Raw genomic sequence first — 15,331 nt, forward strand, 5'->3', positions numbered from 1 at the left:
GCCCTGCGGGCCGAGACCCAAAGCCCCAGGTGCGCCCCTCGGATCGTCACTCTCCGTACTGGAGGGTTGGTCTGCGGGGACCCTCTGTGACGAGCCCCAGTGACTGTGAGCTATGGTCTCATCGCTGGTTGTAGAAGATGTTGCGTCGGTGGGGTTGACGCGGCCAAGTCTGGCGCGTGTAATTACCGGCGTGTCATTCCCCCCGTCGGCGGGACTCGTGCGGTAGGGCGACGTCCGGTCGGTGTGGATCCAAGACACCGCGCGCCGGCGTCCGGGGGGTGGCCGACCGCACCGCGACGGGTCTGGAGGAGTCCATATGGAGCACACCGACGCGGGCGTCCACACCGTCCTGGCGGACGTCGAGCGTCCCGCTGAGCACCACGCCGGACCGGTGCTGGAGGCCGCTCACGAGGCGGCACCGCTGCCGGTCCCCGTGTCCGGGGCGTTCGTGTCCGGGCCGCACCCGCAGCCGGCCGGGTCGACCGCCGCGGCGGTCGCGCCGCCGGTCATGCCTGGCCGCGGCCGGCCCGGGTTGGTCGAGCCCGGCTATGACGCCGAGGTCGACGATCTCGAGGACGACCTCGACGAGGACGATGACGACGGGGYCGGCGAGCTGGTCCGCCCCGGTGAGGTGCCAGCGCCCCGCACGAGCAGCGCGCTGGTGGACTCCCTCGCCGAGGTCATCGACATCGGTCTCGGGGATCTGCTCGGCGAGGCGATGGAATGGCAGGAACGGGCGCTGTGCGCGCAGACCGACCCGGAGGCGTTCTTCCCTGAGAAGGGCGGGTCGACCCGGGAGGCGAAGCGCATCTGCTCCGGCTGCGAGGTCAGGGTCGAGTGCCTGGAGTACGCACTGGAGAACGACGAGCGGTTCGGGATCTGGGGCGGCATGTCCGAGCGTGAGCGGCGCAAGCAGCGCCGACGGGCCGTCTGACGCCGGATCCCACGGACGGCGCCCGCGATGACCACACCAACGCGGGGCGCCGGCCGCGGCACTCGGGCGATTCGTCCCCGAGATGCCGTTCGTTCCGGCCAGCGGGTCGTTGCGATCATGGTCACCCGGCGAGGTGGGAGTGCACAGGGCACCCCACCAGCGCCGGGTACCGTGCTCTCGCCGCGCACCCCGCTGCCGCCGGGCACCCCGTCGGCACCGCGCATCCCGTCAGCACCACATGCCCCGTCAGCACCGCACACCGAGTCAGCACCGCGCACCTCGCGCGGGCCTGATCGGAGTGCGTCCGCCGGCCATGGCCCGGGCGATACCGATCTGGACCGGGCTCTGGCGGATCTTGCCGCGGCAGCACGTCCCCCTGACCGGATCGTGGTGGCCCATCTCGGTGGGGTCCTGACCGCGGCCCCGAACTCCGTTCCGGCACAGCGCACCGGATCCGATCAGCTGCCGGGTCGGCCACCTGCCCACCGGCCCGCCGGCGCCGAGCACCCGAGTGAGCCACCCGGGCCGGCGGACGCGGGCGGCGCGGTTCCGGTCGTGGTCCTCGACCTTCCGCCCGGGACGTCCTTCGGTGCCGCGGTCGCCGCCGCCGTCAAGCTCGACAAGGCGGCCCAGCGCCAACGCGGCCGGGCCGACGAAACCATGCGGGCCGGCGGTGAGCCTGACCGGCCGGACGTCTTCTACTGGCTGCTCGGCGACGGGGTCGTGCCAGGCCACGACGCTCTCGACCGCCTGCTCACCTATGCCAGGGTCGACCGCAGCGCCGCGGTCCTCGGGCCCAGACTGATTGCCGTCGGTGGGGCCGGAACCGTTGTCGAAGCCGGTGTCACCGTCGACCGGGCGGGGCGGCGGGTCCCAACTGCGGCGCGGTCCGTCGCCGGTCCCGGCGACGCCGCTCGCGACGTGCTGGCGGTCTCCTGCAGTGGCATGCTGATCCGCGCGGCCGCCTGGGAACGCCTGGGCGGCCTCGCTCCCGGCATGACCGCGGGCCTCGACCTCGACCTGGGTCTGCGCGCGGCGCGCGCCGGTCTGCGCGTGGTCGCCGTGCCCCGGGCGACCGTCCGGGTCCGGGCAGGTGCGCGAGTAGCCGGCCGGGCCGACCGGGCCGACCGGGCCGACCGGGCCGACCGGGCCGGCCGGGCCGACCGGGCCGCCGGTGTGCGGGTGCGCCTGACGCTGACGCAGCCCATCTGGTGGCCGTTTGCCCTGCTGGCRCTGGTCGTGACCGGCCTCGGGCGGGCTGGGGGCCGGCTGGCGCGGCCCGGTCAGCGCTGGCGCTCGGCTGCGGTCGAGGTATGGGTGGTCGGCGCGGTCCTGGCCGGTCCCTGCGAACTGGCGCGGATGCGTCGGCGGGCAGCCCGGACGGCCGCCGTTCCCCGGCGCGCGGCCCGGCACCTGCTGCCGACCCGGCGCGGCGCGACCTCTCTGGCCGGGGGCCTCAGCACCAGTTCCAGCGTCAGCGCCCGTCCGGCGGCGCGTACGGCCGCCCCGTCCCGGGCCTTCGTGGCCCTGATCGTGTTGCTGCTCGTCGTCGGCGGGGTCATGGCTCGTCGCCTCGCTCCGGATGCGTCCGGCGGCGGGGTGCCGATGCTCGCTGACACCCGCGACCTGTGGTCCGTTGCGTGGTCCGGATGGCAGAGCTCGGTCGGCGGCACGCTTGGCTGGCCAGGTGCCGCGCCCCCGTGGACGCCAGGGCTCGCCGCCCTCGCCTCCCTCGCCGCCCCGGTCGGCCTCGACGCCGGCGCGGTCTGCCTGGCCCTGCTCGCGCTGGCACCCGCTGCGGCCGCCTGCAGCGCCCATCGTGCCGCCGCGCGGATCACCGCTTCCCGGCGCCTGAGGACCGGTCTGGCCGCGCTCTACGCGATGTCCCCGCCCATGGCAGGGTCTGTGATCGCCGGCCGGTTCGAGTCCGCCGTGGCGCTGGCCGTGCTTCCCGCGGTCCTGGCCACGGGCGATGAGGTTCTGCGCGGCGAGGTCGTGCGCGGCCGTCCCGCGCCGCGGCGGGCCGGCTGGCCGGCGTGGCGCCTCGCGGTCGGGCTGACCGTCCTCCTCGCCTGCGCTCCCACCCTGGCACCGGTCGCGCTCGTGGTCCTGCCCGTCGCCTTCCTGGCTGTCCGGCGCAGCCGCTCCGGCGGGGGCGGCTGGTCGGGCGCCCGACTGCCGGTCGCCCTGTTCGGCCTGGTCGCCGTCCTCGTGACCGCGTCGGCGCCGCTGCTGCCCGGCCTGGTCGCGGGCGGGCCAGGGCCGTGGGGGTCCGTCGCCCTCGTGGCCGGATCGGAGCGCAGCGGCCTGGTGGCCCGCGCCTCCGGCGGCGAAGGCGAGGCCACCGCCCTGTTCCTCGTCGTGGCCGCCGGCGGCCTGCTCGCCGGGCTTCCCCGGCGCGGCCGCGGCCGGCGTTCGACCACCGGCGAGGCTGGAGCAGACCCGGGGGCAGCGCCGGGCAGCACCGCGACGCCCGCCGCCGGCTGGGCGCTCGCCGTCACCGGGCTGGCCGGAGTGCTGCTCGCGGTCATCCTCGAGAGCGCCTGGCCGGACGGATCAGCGTCCGTGGTGGCCACCGCCGGCTCCGCCGGAGTCTGGGTCGGCCCACAGTACGGCCTGGCCTGTGCCGGCCTGCTCGTTGCCGTCGGCATCGCGCGGGCATCCGCGCCCGGCGGTTCGTGGGCTCTTCGTGTCCTGTTCGTCGGGGGGGCGCTGGCGTACGGCTCCCTCCTCGTCGCCGCCCCGCTCGCCCAGCCTCGGCCAGTCCCGCGCGACGAGACCCTGACCAGGTCCGTCACCGCACTGGCCAGGACCGGCGGCCCAGGCGCGCGAGTGCTCGTCCTGCGCGGGTCCGCTCCGGACCGCATGGTCTACACGCTGGCGGCGGACGAGGGCCCCCGCCTCCCCGGCGCGACTTCGGACCGGTCCTCGGCGGCGTCCACTGTCCTTGCCCGCCTGGTCGGCGACCTGTCGGTGGGCGTCCCCGGAGCCGCGGCCGGACTCCCGGGGTTCGGCGTGACCGCGGTCGTCATGCCGGCCGCCGCGACCGACCCGTCCCTGGTCGCGGCGCTGGACTCGGTGGACGGCCTCTGGCGCGGCCGCCGCGGCTCGGGCGTCCTGGTGTGGCGCCCGATGGACCCCGTGACCGGCCGGGCCTACCCGGCGGCACGGGCCCGGCTCCTCCCCGCCGGGGCGTCCGACGGCTCTGCGGGGGCCGCTGGGCTCGGGGTGCCGCTTGACGGGCTGCGGCCGGGCCCCGCAGGGCTGTCCGGGGCGGTCGGAATCCCCGCGGGAGCGGCCGGCCGGCGCCTGGTGCTCGCCGAGGCAGCCGATCCCGGTTGGCGGGCGACCCTGGACGGTGCCCCGCTGACGAGGGCGCTGGTGGATGGCTGGGCGCAGTCCTTCGTCCTGCCGGCCCGGGGCGGGTTGCTCGAGGTCGGCTACGACCACACCCGGCATCGTGCCGTGCTGCTCGCGGGCGCGGGTGCCGTGGGCGTGGTGCTGGCCACCGGCCTGCTGGCGGCCGTTGTGCGACCTGCACACCGGCGCCGGCCCCCGCTGCCAGGCGGTGCCCGCGATGAGGCCTGACCGGCGATGGCGGGTGCCCGTGGCGTTCGGGCTGGTCTGCCTGGCGGCGGTCGTCGCGTCCGTGCTGACGACCGCCGTGCCGCGCACGTCGGCGTCCGCGGCACCGAGATCGGTGACCTCGGCGACCCTGCTCTGCCCGGACCTCGGCCTGGACGGCCGGGTCCCACAGCTCCTCGACCTGGTGCGCGGCGCCGGGCCAGGCGGGGCGGTCCAGCCGTCGGGCGGCTCGGCGCTGCTCGACGACGATCGCCAGCACGACGAACTGCTCCGCCTCCCCCCGGGCGCCGGCCCGGCAGGCCGGTCGCCCGGGGGGCGTACCGGCGGCGGCCCGCTTCGGCTCGTCGCGGCCGGCCAGGCGGCGGCCGGCCTCACCGCCACGGTGACGTCGCCCGGGTCGGGAGCAGGGCCGTTGCGTGCCCGCTGCGAGCAGCCGCGCGCGCACACCTGGTTCGCCGGGCCGTCCACCGCCGCCGGCAGGGACCCCGTCCTGTACTGGACGAACGCCGGGCCGCGCCCCGCCCGGGTTGACGTGGGTGTCGTGTCGCCGGACGGGATGTCGCCGCGCACCGAGATCACGATTCCGCCCGGCCGGACGGTGAGCCGGCGCCTCGCCGCACTGGCCCCCGAGGCCGCCGCGACCGCCATCGACATCCGGACCACGGCGGGACGGGTCCTGAGCTGGCTGGTCGACCGCGCCAGCGGGAGTGGTCCGGAGAAGGCGACCCCGGTGCCGCCCACCGCCGGACCGGCCGCCCGGGTGCTGGTCGGGGGTCTGCTCACCCCGGCCGCGGCGGTGCGGGAGACGCGGGGGCCGGCAGCCGACCTGGTGATCGCGGTGCCGGGCCGGGCCGCGACAGTGCGCGTCACCGTGCTCAGCCCGTCCGGTGCGCGGGTGCCGGCCGGCCTGGAAGCCGTCAGAATCCCGGCCGGGACGACGGTGCACCGCCCGATCGCACTGGCACCGGCGACGGCGTCCGCCGTGCTCGTCGAGTCAACCGACGGAACCGGTGTCGTCGCGGCGCTGAGGCTGGCCGGCGGCGGCCCCGACCCGGTCTGGGTGGCCGGAAGCATGCCTGAGCGCCCGCGCTGGACCGGTCAGGTCTCCGGCGACCCGGTGGGCATGGGGGCCGGGCCGGCACCGCCCGGACTGGTGGTCGCGGCGGCCCCGGTCCCCAGGTGGACGGCGGGTGCGCTGGTCCTGGTGGCGCCCGACCGGGCGGCCACCGCCTGGGTCGACGGCACGTGGGTCGACGTCGGCGCGGGCCGGGCGGTCCTCGCGGAGCTGCCGGCCGGCCGGACAGGTGCCCGGGTCGTCGGTTCCGGCGGAACACTGGTCGCCACCCAGGTGCTGGGAGCCAGCCCACCGGTGGCCACGCCACCCACGCCGGGCGCGGGCGTTTTCCCGGCGCCAGCGGACATTCCGCTGTTTCCGGTGCCGGTCGACCCGCCGGCGGGGGCTGTGTCGCAGACTGCCGTCACGCTGACCGCGCCGGTACCGCGGACGGTCTCGGCGGTGGTTCCGCTCGTCGGAGCGTGGCGGTACCGCTCCGGCCCGGCTCCGGTGGCTGACCCTCGACTTCTCGTCGGCCCGGCTGTGTCTCCTGAACAGCGGCATTGACGACCTGAACGCCCACGCCCACGGCCGCGCGCCTCGGGGTCCGGCCGCGCCGGCCGCGCCGGGTGCGGGTGGGCCACCTGCGGGCGGGTCAGGCGCGGGCGCCCGCGGCGAAGACCCGGCCCGTGCCGGTGAGCTGCAGCGTGGCCGGCCCGGTCACCAGTGCCGAGCAGCCGCGGTTCAGCGTGATCGGTTCCAGCGGCAGCCCCGCCCGGTCCGTGCCGGTGATCACGACCTGCCCCTCCACCGCCAGCAGGATGGACGGGTCGGGAACGGTCACCGGACCGCCCGTGCAGACCGCCTCCCGCAGGACGAAGTCCTTCACCGGCGCCTGCCATGTCCGCAGCTGGCCCCCCGGACCGGTCGCCAGGGTCCGCGGCCGCAGGACCGGTGCGCCGGTGGGCCTCGGGTCGAGGATCCGCAGCAGCTCGTTGACGTCGATGTACTTGGGGGTCAGCCCGCCCCGGAGCACGTTGTCCGAGGTGGCCATGATCTCGATGCCGACACCCTGGACGTAGGCGTGCAGCAGCCGCGCCGGCTGGAACAGCCCCTCACCCGGCTGCAGCGTGACATCGTTGAGCAGCAGTGCCGCGGCGATGCCGACGTCACCCGGGTGGGTCGCGGCGAGCAGCCGGACGAGGTCGGCGGCGCGGCGCAGCTCCTCGTCGGCGCCCGGGCCGACCCGCTCGGCGGCACTCACCACACCGGCGGCGAGGTCGACACCCGCCTGGGGCGGGAGCGTGAGCAGGCTGCGCAGGACCTGGGTGGCACCACCGGACGGGTCGGTCGCCAGCGGCGCGAACGCCGCCATCAGTCCCGGATGGCCCAGCCCGCGCGCGATCGCGAGTGTCGCGGCAGGTGCGCGGATGCCGGCGAGGGCCCGGAACGGCGTCAGCGCCACGATCAGCTCGGGCTTGTGGTTGCGGTCGCGGTAGCGACGCCGCGGGTCACCCATGCTGATCCCGGCGGCCTGCTCGGCGTCGAACCCGGCGCGGGCCTGGGCGAGGTCGGGATGGACCTGCAGCGACAGGGCCTTGTCGGCGGCGAGCACCTTCAGCAGGAAGGGCAGCTCGCCGACCAGGTCGGCCGCCGCCCGGCGGGTACCGAGGCCGGCCGGCCGCCGCCGCGACGGCTGCCCCGGCCCGGTGGCAACGGCCGCCGCCGTGTCGCTCGCCGCCTTGTCGGTCCCGGCGGTGTCGGTCCCGGCGGTGTCGGCCCCGGCTACGACACCGGGCCCGCCTGTGACACCGGCACGCGCCCGTGCGCCCGCGGTGCTCGTGGCCGTGCCCGCCGCCCCGGCTCCGTGCTGCGGACCGGTGGCCTCGACCACCTCGGCCGGAGCCTGCGGATGGGTGCCGAGCCACAGCTCGGCGACGGGCTCGCCGTCAGCGGGAACGCCCAGCAGCTCCGGGATCGCGGTGGAGGAGCCCCAGGCGTAGCGCTGGGACTGACCGTGCAGCTCCAGGACGCGGACCGAGGCCCGGTGCGGCCGCGGTCCGGCGCCCGTCGTCGTGCTGGTGGTGCCACTGGTAGTGCCGCTGGTGGTGCCTGCGCCGACCGTGCTGGTGAGCCGGCCGCGGGTCTCCGTGCTGTCGGTGCCCGCGGTGCTGGTCGGCGCGCTCTCCCCGATGGTCACAGGTGTCTCCGTCCCCGCCTCGGCGGTCGTGAGCGGCTCTGGTTCGGCGTCGGGCGGATGTCGCGACGGGTCTACTCCTCGTCGCTCCAGCCATGGCCTTCGGGGTCGATCACGGCGGGGTCGACGTCCATCATCTCAGCCACCTGATGGATGATCGCGTCGAGGACGAGCTCGGCGAGATCCTCGGGCATGACGGCGCGGGCCTCCAGCGGACGCCGGTAGACGACGATGCGCTGCGGGGTCGCGGAGCGGCCCCGTCCGGACGCCGGCTGGTAGGAGGCCAGCGGAATGCTGTCATCGGTCAGACTGACCGGCGGGACGTCCTCGACGGCGAACTCGACGTCGGCCAGCTCGGCGGACCATCTGTGGTCCAGGTGCTCGACAGCGTCCAGGACAAGGTCGTCGAAGCGCTCACCGCGGGTGGCGTAGGCGGGCACGTCGGGGGGTAGGAGCGTGCCACGCATGCCGCGGCCGCGGCGGTCCCGCCGCCGGCGGGGTGGGATGGGGCGCGTGGCCGTGGGGAAACGCACTTCGGGCGTCCTGGCGGGTTCGGCCATYGTGACAGAGTAACGCCGTTTCCGTCGGACGATCACAGCGGCGGCGGCGCGATGGGGCCCCACCAGCCCGGTACCCCCCACGTAGGGGTACCCGACCAGGAGCGACACGACGTCAGAAGGCGGTTTCGGTCGAAGTGTGTGCGCCGTTCTGGTGTAATTGTGTGCGTGGAGCAACCGAGTGATAAGCGCTGCGTCACAGTGACCTCTGCCGGTACGCGACACGACGGGCGGTGGTGGCCGTCGCCCGTTCCGGGGTCTACCGTCCGGAACGTGAAGCCTCGGCGCTGCTCCCGCTCGGCCTGTTCCGCGGCCGCGATCGCCACGCTCACCTACGCCTACGCGGAGTCCACCGCCGTACTCGGTCCGCTGTCGCCGTTCGTCGAGCCGCACTCCTACGACCTGTGTGGGGTCCATGCCGACCGGCTGACCGTGCCGCTGGGGTGGGCGGTGGTCCGGATCGAGGCCGAGCAACCGTCGGGGCAGGAGCAGACGTCCGACGACATCGAGGCGCTCGCCGACGCGGTGCGCGACTCCACACCCCGCCGCCCCGAGCCGCCCGGCGGCCCGGGTGCTCCGAGTGGCCCCAGCGGGCCCAACGGGTCCGGAGGGGCCACCGGGCCCAGTGGGTCCATGCCGCCGGGTCCGCCCGGCGGCCGGCGCGGGCACCTGCGCGCCGTCCCGAGCCCGTCCTGACCGGCGCACGCCGATCCGCCCTCCGGCAAGGCGCTGGTGTTGTTGTCGCCGGGTGCGGATAAGGTCAACCCGGTCGATCGACGCCGGGTCAGGAAAGGGTGGTTACGGGGTGCGCGACCTCTCACGGATCTTCAAGGCGTACGACGTGCGAGGCGTGGTGCCGTCCGAGTTCGACGCGGAGGTGGCCCGGGCGACCGGGGCCGCGTTCGTACGACTGCTCGGTGCTGACCGCATCGTCACCGCCCACGACATGCGYGAGTCCTCGGTGCCGTTGGCTGCCGCCTTCGCGGAAGGCGCCACCAGCCAGGGTGCGGATGTCGTCGCCGCCGGCCTCGGGTCGACCGACCTGCTGTACTTCGCGGCCGGCTCGCTCGACCTGCCTGGTGCGATGTTCACCGCCTCGCACAACCCGGCCAGGTACAACGGCATGAAGCTGTGCCGGTCGGGTGCCGCGCCGATCGGGCAGCAGACCGGCCTGGCCGAGATCCGGGCCCTGATCGAGGCGGGTATCCCCGAGTACACGGGGCGGCCGGGCACGGTCACCACGCGCGACCTGCGCGACGACTATGCGCGTCATCTCCGCTCTCTCGTCGATCTCACCGGCATCCGCCCGCTCAAGGTGGTTGTGGACGCCGGCAACGGCATGGCGGGTCTCACCGTCCCGGCCGTGCTCGACGGTCTTCCGCTCACCATCATCCCGATGTACTTCGAGCTCGACGGCAGCTTCCCCAACCACGAGGCCAACCCGATCGAGCCGGCGAACCTGCGCGACCTGCAGGCCGCGGTGCGCGCCGAGGGCGCGGACATCGGGCTGGCGTTCGACGGCGACGCCGACCGGTGCTTCGTCGTCGACGAGCGTGGCGAGATCGTCTCACCCTCGGTCATCACCGCCCTGGTCGCCGAGCGTGAGCTCCGTCGGGAGCCGGGGGCGACCATCATCCATAACGTGATCGTCAGTCGGGCCGTGCCGGAGCTGGTGGCCGAGCGTGGCGGTGTGCCGGTGCGCACCCGTGTGGGTCACTCGTTCATCAAGGCCGAGATGGCCCGAACGGGCGCGGTCTTCGGCGGTGAGCACTCGGGCCACTTCTACTTCCGGGACTTCTGGCGGGCGGATTCGGGCATGCTGGCCGCCCTGCACGTCCTGGCCGCGCTCGGGGGTCAGCAGGGCCCGCTGTCCGGCCTTCTCGGCGGCTACGCCCGCTACGCGGCCTCCGGGGAGATCAACTCTGAGGTGGCCGACGCCGAGCTGGAGATGAGCAAGGTGGCGAAGGCGTACGCCGGCCGCGCCTCGGACGTCGATCACCTGGACGGCCTGACCGTCTCGCTGCCCGACGGCTCCTGGTTCAACCTCCGGCCGTCGAACACCGAGCCACTCCTGCGCCTGAACGTCGAGGGGCGCGATGATGCCTCTATGTGCCGGCTGCGCGACGAGATCCTCGTCAGCATCCGCGGTGGAAGGGAGACTTTCTGATGAGCCTCGATCCCCTGTTGCTGGAGATCCTTGCCTGCCCGTGCCCGGATCACGCCCCGCTGCGCGAGGAGACGTTGGACGGAGCCCCGGTCCTCGTCTGCGAGTCGTGCGGGCTGGCGTTCCCGGTACGTGACGACATCCCGGTGATGCTCCTCGACGAGGCGAAGCCGTTCCCGGCACCGGCCGGCTCGGCATCCTGACCGGCGTTCGCACCGGAGCCCGGACCAGGGCCCGGCCCGGCTCCGCAGAGCCGGCGTGAACGTCGACGAGTCCCTGCTGGACGACTCGAACCGGCTCACCGAGGCCGACACGCTCAACCTGCTGCCGCACACCGCCTCGGCGGCGCGGCAGGCCCGCGAGGGCTGGCGGCTCGCCCAGGAGGCCGGGGTGGCCTCGCTGGCGTCGGACGGCCGGCCGCGGGCGATCGTCGTGGTGGGTGTCGGTGCGTCGGCCCTCGCCGCCGACGTGCTGGAGGCCGTCGTCGGTCAGGCCGCTCCCGTCCCGGTGATCAGCCACCGGCGCCACGGGCTACCGGGCTGGGTCGGCGTGGCCGATGTCGTCCTCGGCGTGTCCGCGTCGGGGACGTCGAACGAGACCTGCTCCGCCGTCGAGGAGGCCTACCGCCGCGGCTGCCGGCTGGCCGTGGTCTGCCCGCCCGAGACCCCGCTGGCGCATCTCGCCGGCGTGTCCCGCGCCCCGTTCGTGGCCCTTCCGGAGACCCGGCCCGCGCATACCGGCCTGTGGTCGTTGGCCGTTCCGCTGCTCGCCGCCGCGGCCGCGCTCGGCCTGCTGCGCGACGGCGGTCCGGCGGTGGAGGCGGCCGCGGTGCGCCTGGAGGAGACGGCGATCCGGTGCCGGCCGTCCAGTGAGTCGTTCGTCAACCCGGCGAAGACGCTTGCGCTGGAACTGGCCGGTGCCCTTCCGATGTGGTGGGGCACCAGTCGGCTGGCCGAGGTCGCGGCGGCCCGCGCGGCGGCCGTGCTCGCCGCGCACGCCTGGTATCCGGCGCTGGCTGGTGCGCTGCCTCACCCGGCCTACGACCAGGCCGCGCTGCTCGGCGGGGCGTTCGGGGCCGGCGCCGGGTCGGGTTCCGGGTCCGGCGCGGCCGGCGATCTCGACGACTTCTTCCGCGACCGGGTCGACGATGTGGAGACCACCCGGCTGCGGCTGGGCCTACTGCGGGACGACACCGGCGAGCACCCGGAGATTACCCATGCGGCGGCGCGGGCTGTGGCCGTCGCGGGGGAGTACGGCGTCGGCGTGACCGAGCTGGCGATGACCGGGGCCGGGCCGCTGGAGCGGCTGGCCTCGCTGGTCGGACTGATCGACTTCGCCAGTGTGTACCTTGCGCTCGCGTCCGGTGTGGATCCGGGCGCGGCGCCACTGCTCCGGCAGTTCGGCGCCACGCGCTGAAGAAACGCTGCGGCCGGTCGTTCGCCCGCGATCGCCAAGTGGGCTGCGGACGCTGGCGAGACTGTCCGGACGGCGTTTGGGGCCTGGTAGAGCGCCTCATGCGAGATCCGCATCGCCGGGTCGTCGGGAAGGCCGACCCGTAGGAGGGCTTCTGTAACCGGCAACGCCGCCCGGCGGCCAGCAGACCACGGACGGTGTCACGGAAGCAGTCCAGTCCGGCGGCGCGGGCGGGACCACGCGCCGACCGTGCCCGCCGAGATCGGTATCCCGGCCAGCATGGTTGCGGTCTGGTCCTTCGACAGAAAATGACCGGAATACCGGTAGACCGCCGCCATACGGCCCCGGCTCATACCGGCAGGCGCGCATCAGGATCGGCGACCATCCCCAGCGTCGCCCCCGGATGACCCGCGGCCACAGGCCCCCGCCACCCTGCGCGCGCTACCCGCCCCTGGATAGTCCGCAGCCACCCACCTCCCACCACCAATCAGAATGGGAGAACCGCCCCGGACGTGGACGGGCGTCCACCCTGCGCGACAGCCGGGGAACCCGCGACAGCCACAGCCAGTCCAGCGGCATAGCTCAACATCAACAGCAGTGGGAGTCCAACCCGCGATCACACCTGGCCAAGGGCGAAAGACCTGGGCTGATGGGCAGAGACCCTGAGTCTCAGAAGCCAGCCGATTCTGCCCGCGCTGGAGGGCGGTAGCGGTCCAGTAGCGCGGCCCGGCAGTGCGGCGCAATGTTTGCGAGGGTGACGTCGCCACCGTAATGCGCGACGACGCGGTCGTTCATAACGGCGAACCAGACCCGCGGAATGAAGACGATTGGCAGCAGGGTCGCGTAGCCTGATGGCAACTGAGGCGACTCTCGAAACGAACGCAGTACTTGATAGCTGTGGGTCGGGTTAGCGTGGTGATCACTATGTCGTTGCAGCTGGAACAGTGCCAGATTGCCAATCACGGCATCGCTGTTCCAGCTGTGCTCCGGGCCCACCTTCTCCCGCCGCCCGTGCGCGTTGACACTGCGGGCCAGGCCGTAGTGCTGGATGTAGTTGACGCCCTCCAACAGGCTGAAACCCACAACTGCCTGTGCGAATACGAAGACGAGGGCACCTGGACCGAATGCCGCTRCCAGCCCGGCGAACAACGCAGTAGAAAGCAGCCAGCCGATCAGGATCTCGTTATGCGGCGAGACGACGTTCCGACCGCGGAGTTGCAGGCGGCGAGCCTCCAAATTCCATGCCGAGCGCAATCCGCCAAGTACCGAGCGTGGCCAGAATCTCCAGAAGGTCTCACCCAGCCGAGCGCTCGCGGGGTCCTCCAGAGTGGCAATCCGGACGTGATGGCCGCGGTTGTGCTCGACGCGGAAGTGGCCGTAACATGTGGCGGCGAGCATCAGTCGAGCGGACCAGCGATTCCCCGGACTCCGTTTGTGGCCGAGTTCATGTGCAGCTGTGATGCCAACACCCGTAACTGTCCCGACCGAAATCACCGCGCCGATCTTGGYGAATGGTGACAGGCTGTTTGTTGCCCATGCGTAGGTGCTGGTCGCCAATACTATCGCCGTCAGTGGCAGATAGAGGTAGACGCACCAACGGTAGTAGTGGTCCTTCTCCAGTTCCGCGCGAATCTCCTCTGGGATGTTTCCTGAATCGGGTGCGGTTCTCAGCTCCATGAGCGGAATCGCGAGAAAGACGAACAACGGCGTGATCCACCAGTGGGCGGATACTCCGGTACGGTGCCACAGTCCGAAGCTCGCTATCGTCAGCAGTGGAACCATGAGGGCTGTCAGCCACATGTAGCGTTTTCCGTCGCGCCATGTTGCTCCTCCCGGTGCGCTGAGCACGGGTGCAGCCACCTGAGACTCCAATCCGCCGGCTCCCACCGTCCGGGTCGCTATCGCGACTCTCGCGTGGCCGGTCCACGACAGGAGCGTCCGGCACATCCGCTAATCAAATCCCCGGGAACGAAGCGCAACAGCGGCGTCCTCGGTGGGTTCTGCTGCCTAAGCCTGTACATCAGGGTTGTGGCYGGGCTAGCCTTGGGCTGAAACTTTGTGCACGACTTGATAAGGAGGAGTGGATATGAAACGAATCATCGCAGCCAGTATCCGGTCGGGGTGGCCGGTAGTTCGAGGACCGGTACGGTCTCGGTCTCGGTCGATGAATGATCTTCCGCCCTGGATTGGYGGCGTGACTGTCGGCATGATGTTCCTCGCGACCGGCGTGATCATCACCTACACTCTGGTTCCGTTGCCTGGGCAGGAGTCTCTCGGTGGCTGGAACTATGTTATCGCGCTGGCTATCTTCGTAATTAACATCCGGCTACGTAGAATGGTTCGCATGGTGGCAAGAAGGATAGATGTGCTGAGGCAGGTTTCACGCCGTCAGGCGTAATTGTCGAATGGGCGATAACTGCTGGAGCTAATGCTTGGGCAGGGTGATGGCTCGATCGGCTACGACACCGTGAACAGTAGCGTCCCGCGCACACTCGGTCCTCCGGTTCGGGTGGGAAGTACAGCCCCGCGGGACCACGCTGGGAAGCCTGAGGCGAACACGATCCAGGGTTGGATCAATGTGAAAATCACACAGTGTTAGCGCGGAAGTAGTCCGGACGTCACGRCTGTGCAGGCTCTGCGCTCCGCCGGTCGCAGGTCCATCACCTGCAATCATCGGCAGCGGCACGAGAAGGTCCGCACTCGTGGAAGGTCCAGTCCAGTGATCAAATTGACCATTCGGATCAGTGATCAACTACGGTCTGTGTTGCGGGGTGATGCGCAACTCATGCCGACGAGCCGGTGGGTGTGTGTCCTAGATCTCACATAACCAATGCTGTAGCCGGCAGGGCTTGCCCTGAGTGGTGGGCGGCGCGCCGGGCCGGATCTCCGCTGATTGGACCACCGGTTCGATGATCCGTGCTGTGGAGGAGCGGGTGCGGGGCCGGGAGACTGATTCTGTACGAGGGGCGTAGGCAGTTGCGGATAGTACGCCGGTCGTTGGGGTCGGTGGTGACCTGGAGGCGGGTGGGGATGGTCCTGCTCGCGGCGCAGGGCGTGCTACCGAAGAAGATCGCGAAGATAGGCGTTCACGTCGGAGGACCGGGTCCGAGATGCGATCCACAACTTCAGTTGCCGGCGGATTCGACTTGCTGTACCCGAAGTACTCCGGTGGCCGGCTCTGGACGTTCATCCAGCCGGAACGCCGGGAGACCAAGAAGATCGCGACGTCGCTGCCGTCGGGGCATCAGCTCCCGTTCTCGACCCGGGGCTGTCGAAGCTGGCGGAGTTCCTGGTGGCCGAGGGGTGGTCGACGACATCAGCCACGAGAGGCTGCGCACGCTGCTCCGCGAAGAGGCGTCACCTAGAGGGAAAATGAGGTGACTGGTGGTCGTGACGGGCCCACGGCGCTGGTGACCACCCTGAAACG

General features: G+C 72.6%; 11 protein-coding genes and 1 pseudogene. 9 read left to right on the top strand and 3 right to left on the bottom strand.

What is annotated here, in order from left to right:
• Nucleotides 1-316: 316 nt before the first annotated feature.
• The 3 genes from CC117_RS40770 (at nucleotide 317) to CC117_RS31980 (ending at nucleotide 6,140) form a co-directional block, all read left to right on the top strand.
• Nucleotides 317-934, top strand: coding sequence for a WhiB family transcriptional regulator (locus CC117_RS40770; RefSeq protein ID WP_071091592.1), 618 nt, complete (start codon nucleotides 317-319; stop codon nucleotides 932-934).
• Between the two features lie 387 nt (nucleotides 935-1,321).
• Nucleotides 1,322-4,522: a glycosyltransferase gene (locus CC117_RS31975; RefSeq protein WP_198542059.1), complete on the top strand. Its 3,201-nt coding sequence runs from the start codon at nucleotides 1,322-1,324 to the stop codon at nucleotides 4,520-4,522.
• On the top strand, nucleotides 4,512-6,140 hold the full coding sequence (locus CC117_RS31980; RefSeq protein ID WP_071091596.1) for a DUF5719 family protein: 1,629 nt from the start codon (nucleotides 4,512-4,514) through the stop codon (nucleotides 6,138-6,140). Before CC117_RS31975 ends, CC117_RS31980 begins: the two co-directional genes overlap by 11 nt.
• Before the next feature lie 88 nt (nucleotides 6,141-6,228).
• Here the strand turns inward: CC117_RS31980 and manA are convergent, their stop codons facing one another.
• Entirely contained in the window at nucleotides 6,229-7,773 is a 1,545-nt protein-coding gene (manA, locus tag CC117_RS31985; RefSeq protein ID WP_084133094.1) for a mannose-6-phosphate isomerase, class I, read from the bottom strand.
• A gap of 71 nt (nucleotides 7,774-7,844) precedes the next feature.
• A complete protein-coding gene (locus CC117_RS31990) occupies nucleotides 7,845-8,237 on the bottom strand; it encodes a metallopeptidase family protein (RefSeq protein WP_071091625.1) in 393 nt (130 codons plus the stop codon).
• Between the two features lie 363 nt (nucleotides 8,238-8,600).
• Between CC117_RS31990 and CC117_RS31995 the strand changes: the two genes are divergently transcribed.
• The 4 genes from CC117_RS31995 (at nucleotide 8,601) to CC117_RS32010 (ending at nucleotide 11,907) form a co-directional block, all read left to right on the top strand.
• A complete protein-coding gene (locus tag CC117_RS31995) occupies nucleotides 8,601-9,023 on the top strand; it encodes a DUF3499 domain-containing protein (RefSeq protein WP_071091598.1) in 423 nt (140 codons plus the stop codon).
• 109 nt (nucleotides 9,024-9,132) lie between these two features.
• Nucleotides 9,133-10,494 carry a phosphomannomutase/phosphoglucomutase gene (locus CC117_RS32000; protein WP_071091602.1) on the top strand — a complete coding sequence of 454 codons (1,362 nt, stop codon included), beginning with the start codon at nucleotides 9,133-9,135 and terminating at the stop codon, nucleotides 10,492-10,494.
• The gene (locus CC117_RS32005) at nucleotides 10,494-10,694 is read left to right on the top strand and encodes a Trm112 family protein (protein WP_071091605.1); all 201 of its coding nucleotides are present in this window, start codon (nucleotides 10,494-10,496) and stop codon (nucleotides 10,692-10,694) included. Before CC117_RS32000 ends, CC117_RS32005 begins: the two co-directional genes overlap by 1 nt.
• Before the next feature lie 55 nt (nucleotides 10,695-10,749).
• On the top strand, nucleotides 10,750-11,907 hold the full coding sequence (locus CC117_RS32010) for an SIS domain-containing protein (RefSeq protein ID WP_071091608.1): 1,158 nt from the start codon (nucleotides 10,750-10,752) through the stop codon (nucleotides 11,905-11,907).
• Nucleotides 11,908-12,573: 666 nt separating this feature from the next.
• Here the strand turns inward: CC117_RS32010 and CC117_RS32015 are convergent.
• Nucleotides 12,574-13,764, bottom strand: a complete 1,191-nt coding sequence (locus CC117_RS32015) for an alkane 1-monooxygenase (protein ID WP_071091628.1) — start codon at nucleotides 13,762-13,764, stop codon at nucleotides 12,574-12,576.
• Nucleotides 13,765-14,068: 304 nt separating this feature from the next.
• Between CC117_RS32015 and CC117_RS32020 the strand changes: the two genes are divergently transcribed.
• Together CC117_RS32020 and CC117_RS40775 are read left to right on the top strand one after the other, a co-directional pair.
• Nucleotides 14,069-14,302 carry a hypothetical protein gene (locus tag CC117_RS32020; protein WP_071091611.1) on the top strand — a complete coding sequence of 78 codons (234 nt, stop codon included), beginning with the start codon at nucleotides 14,069-14,071 and terminating at the stop codon, nucleotides 14,300-14,302.
• 511 nt (nucleotides 14,303-14,813) lie between these two features.
• Nucleotides 14,814-15,258 (top strand): annotated as a pseudogene (locus CC117_RS40775) (IS630 family transposase); the annotation flags it as partial.
• Nucleotides 15,259-15,331 lie beyond the last annotated feature (73 nt).

This window comes from Parafrankia colletiae (assembly GCF_001854655.1).
Classification (GTDB): domain Bacteria; phylum Actinomycetota; class Actinomycetes; order Frankiales; family Frankiaceae; genus Parafrankia; species Parafrankia colletiae.

Coding starts and splice junctions, on each gene's coding strand:
- CC117_RS31980 (WP_071091596.1), top strand. CDS start 4,512: ATGAGGCCTGACCGGCGATGGCGGGTGCCCGTGGCGTTCGGGCTGGTC.
- CC117_RS31990 (WP_071091625.1), bottom strand. CDS start 8,237: ATGCGTGGCACGCTCCTACCCCCCGACGTGCCCGCCTACGCCACCCGC.
- CC117_RS32005 (WP_071091605.1), top strand. CDS start 10,494: ATGAGCCTCGATCCCCTGTTGCTGGAGATCCTTGCCTGCCCGTGCCCG.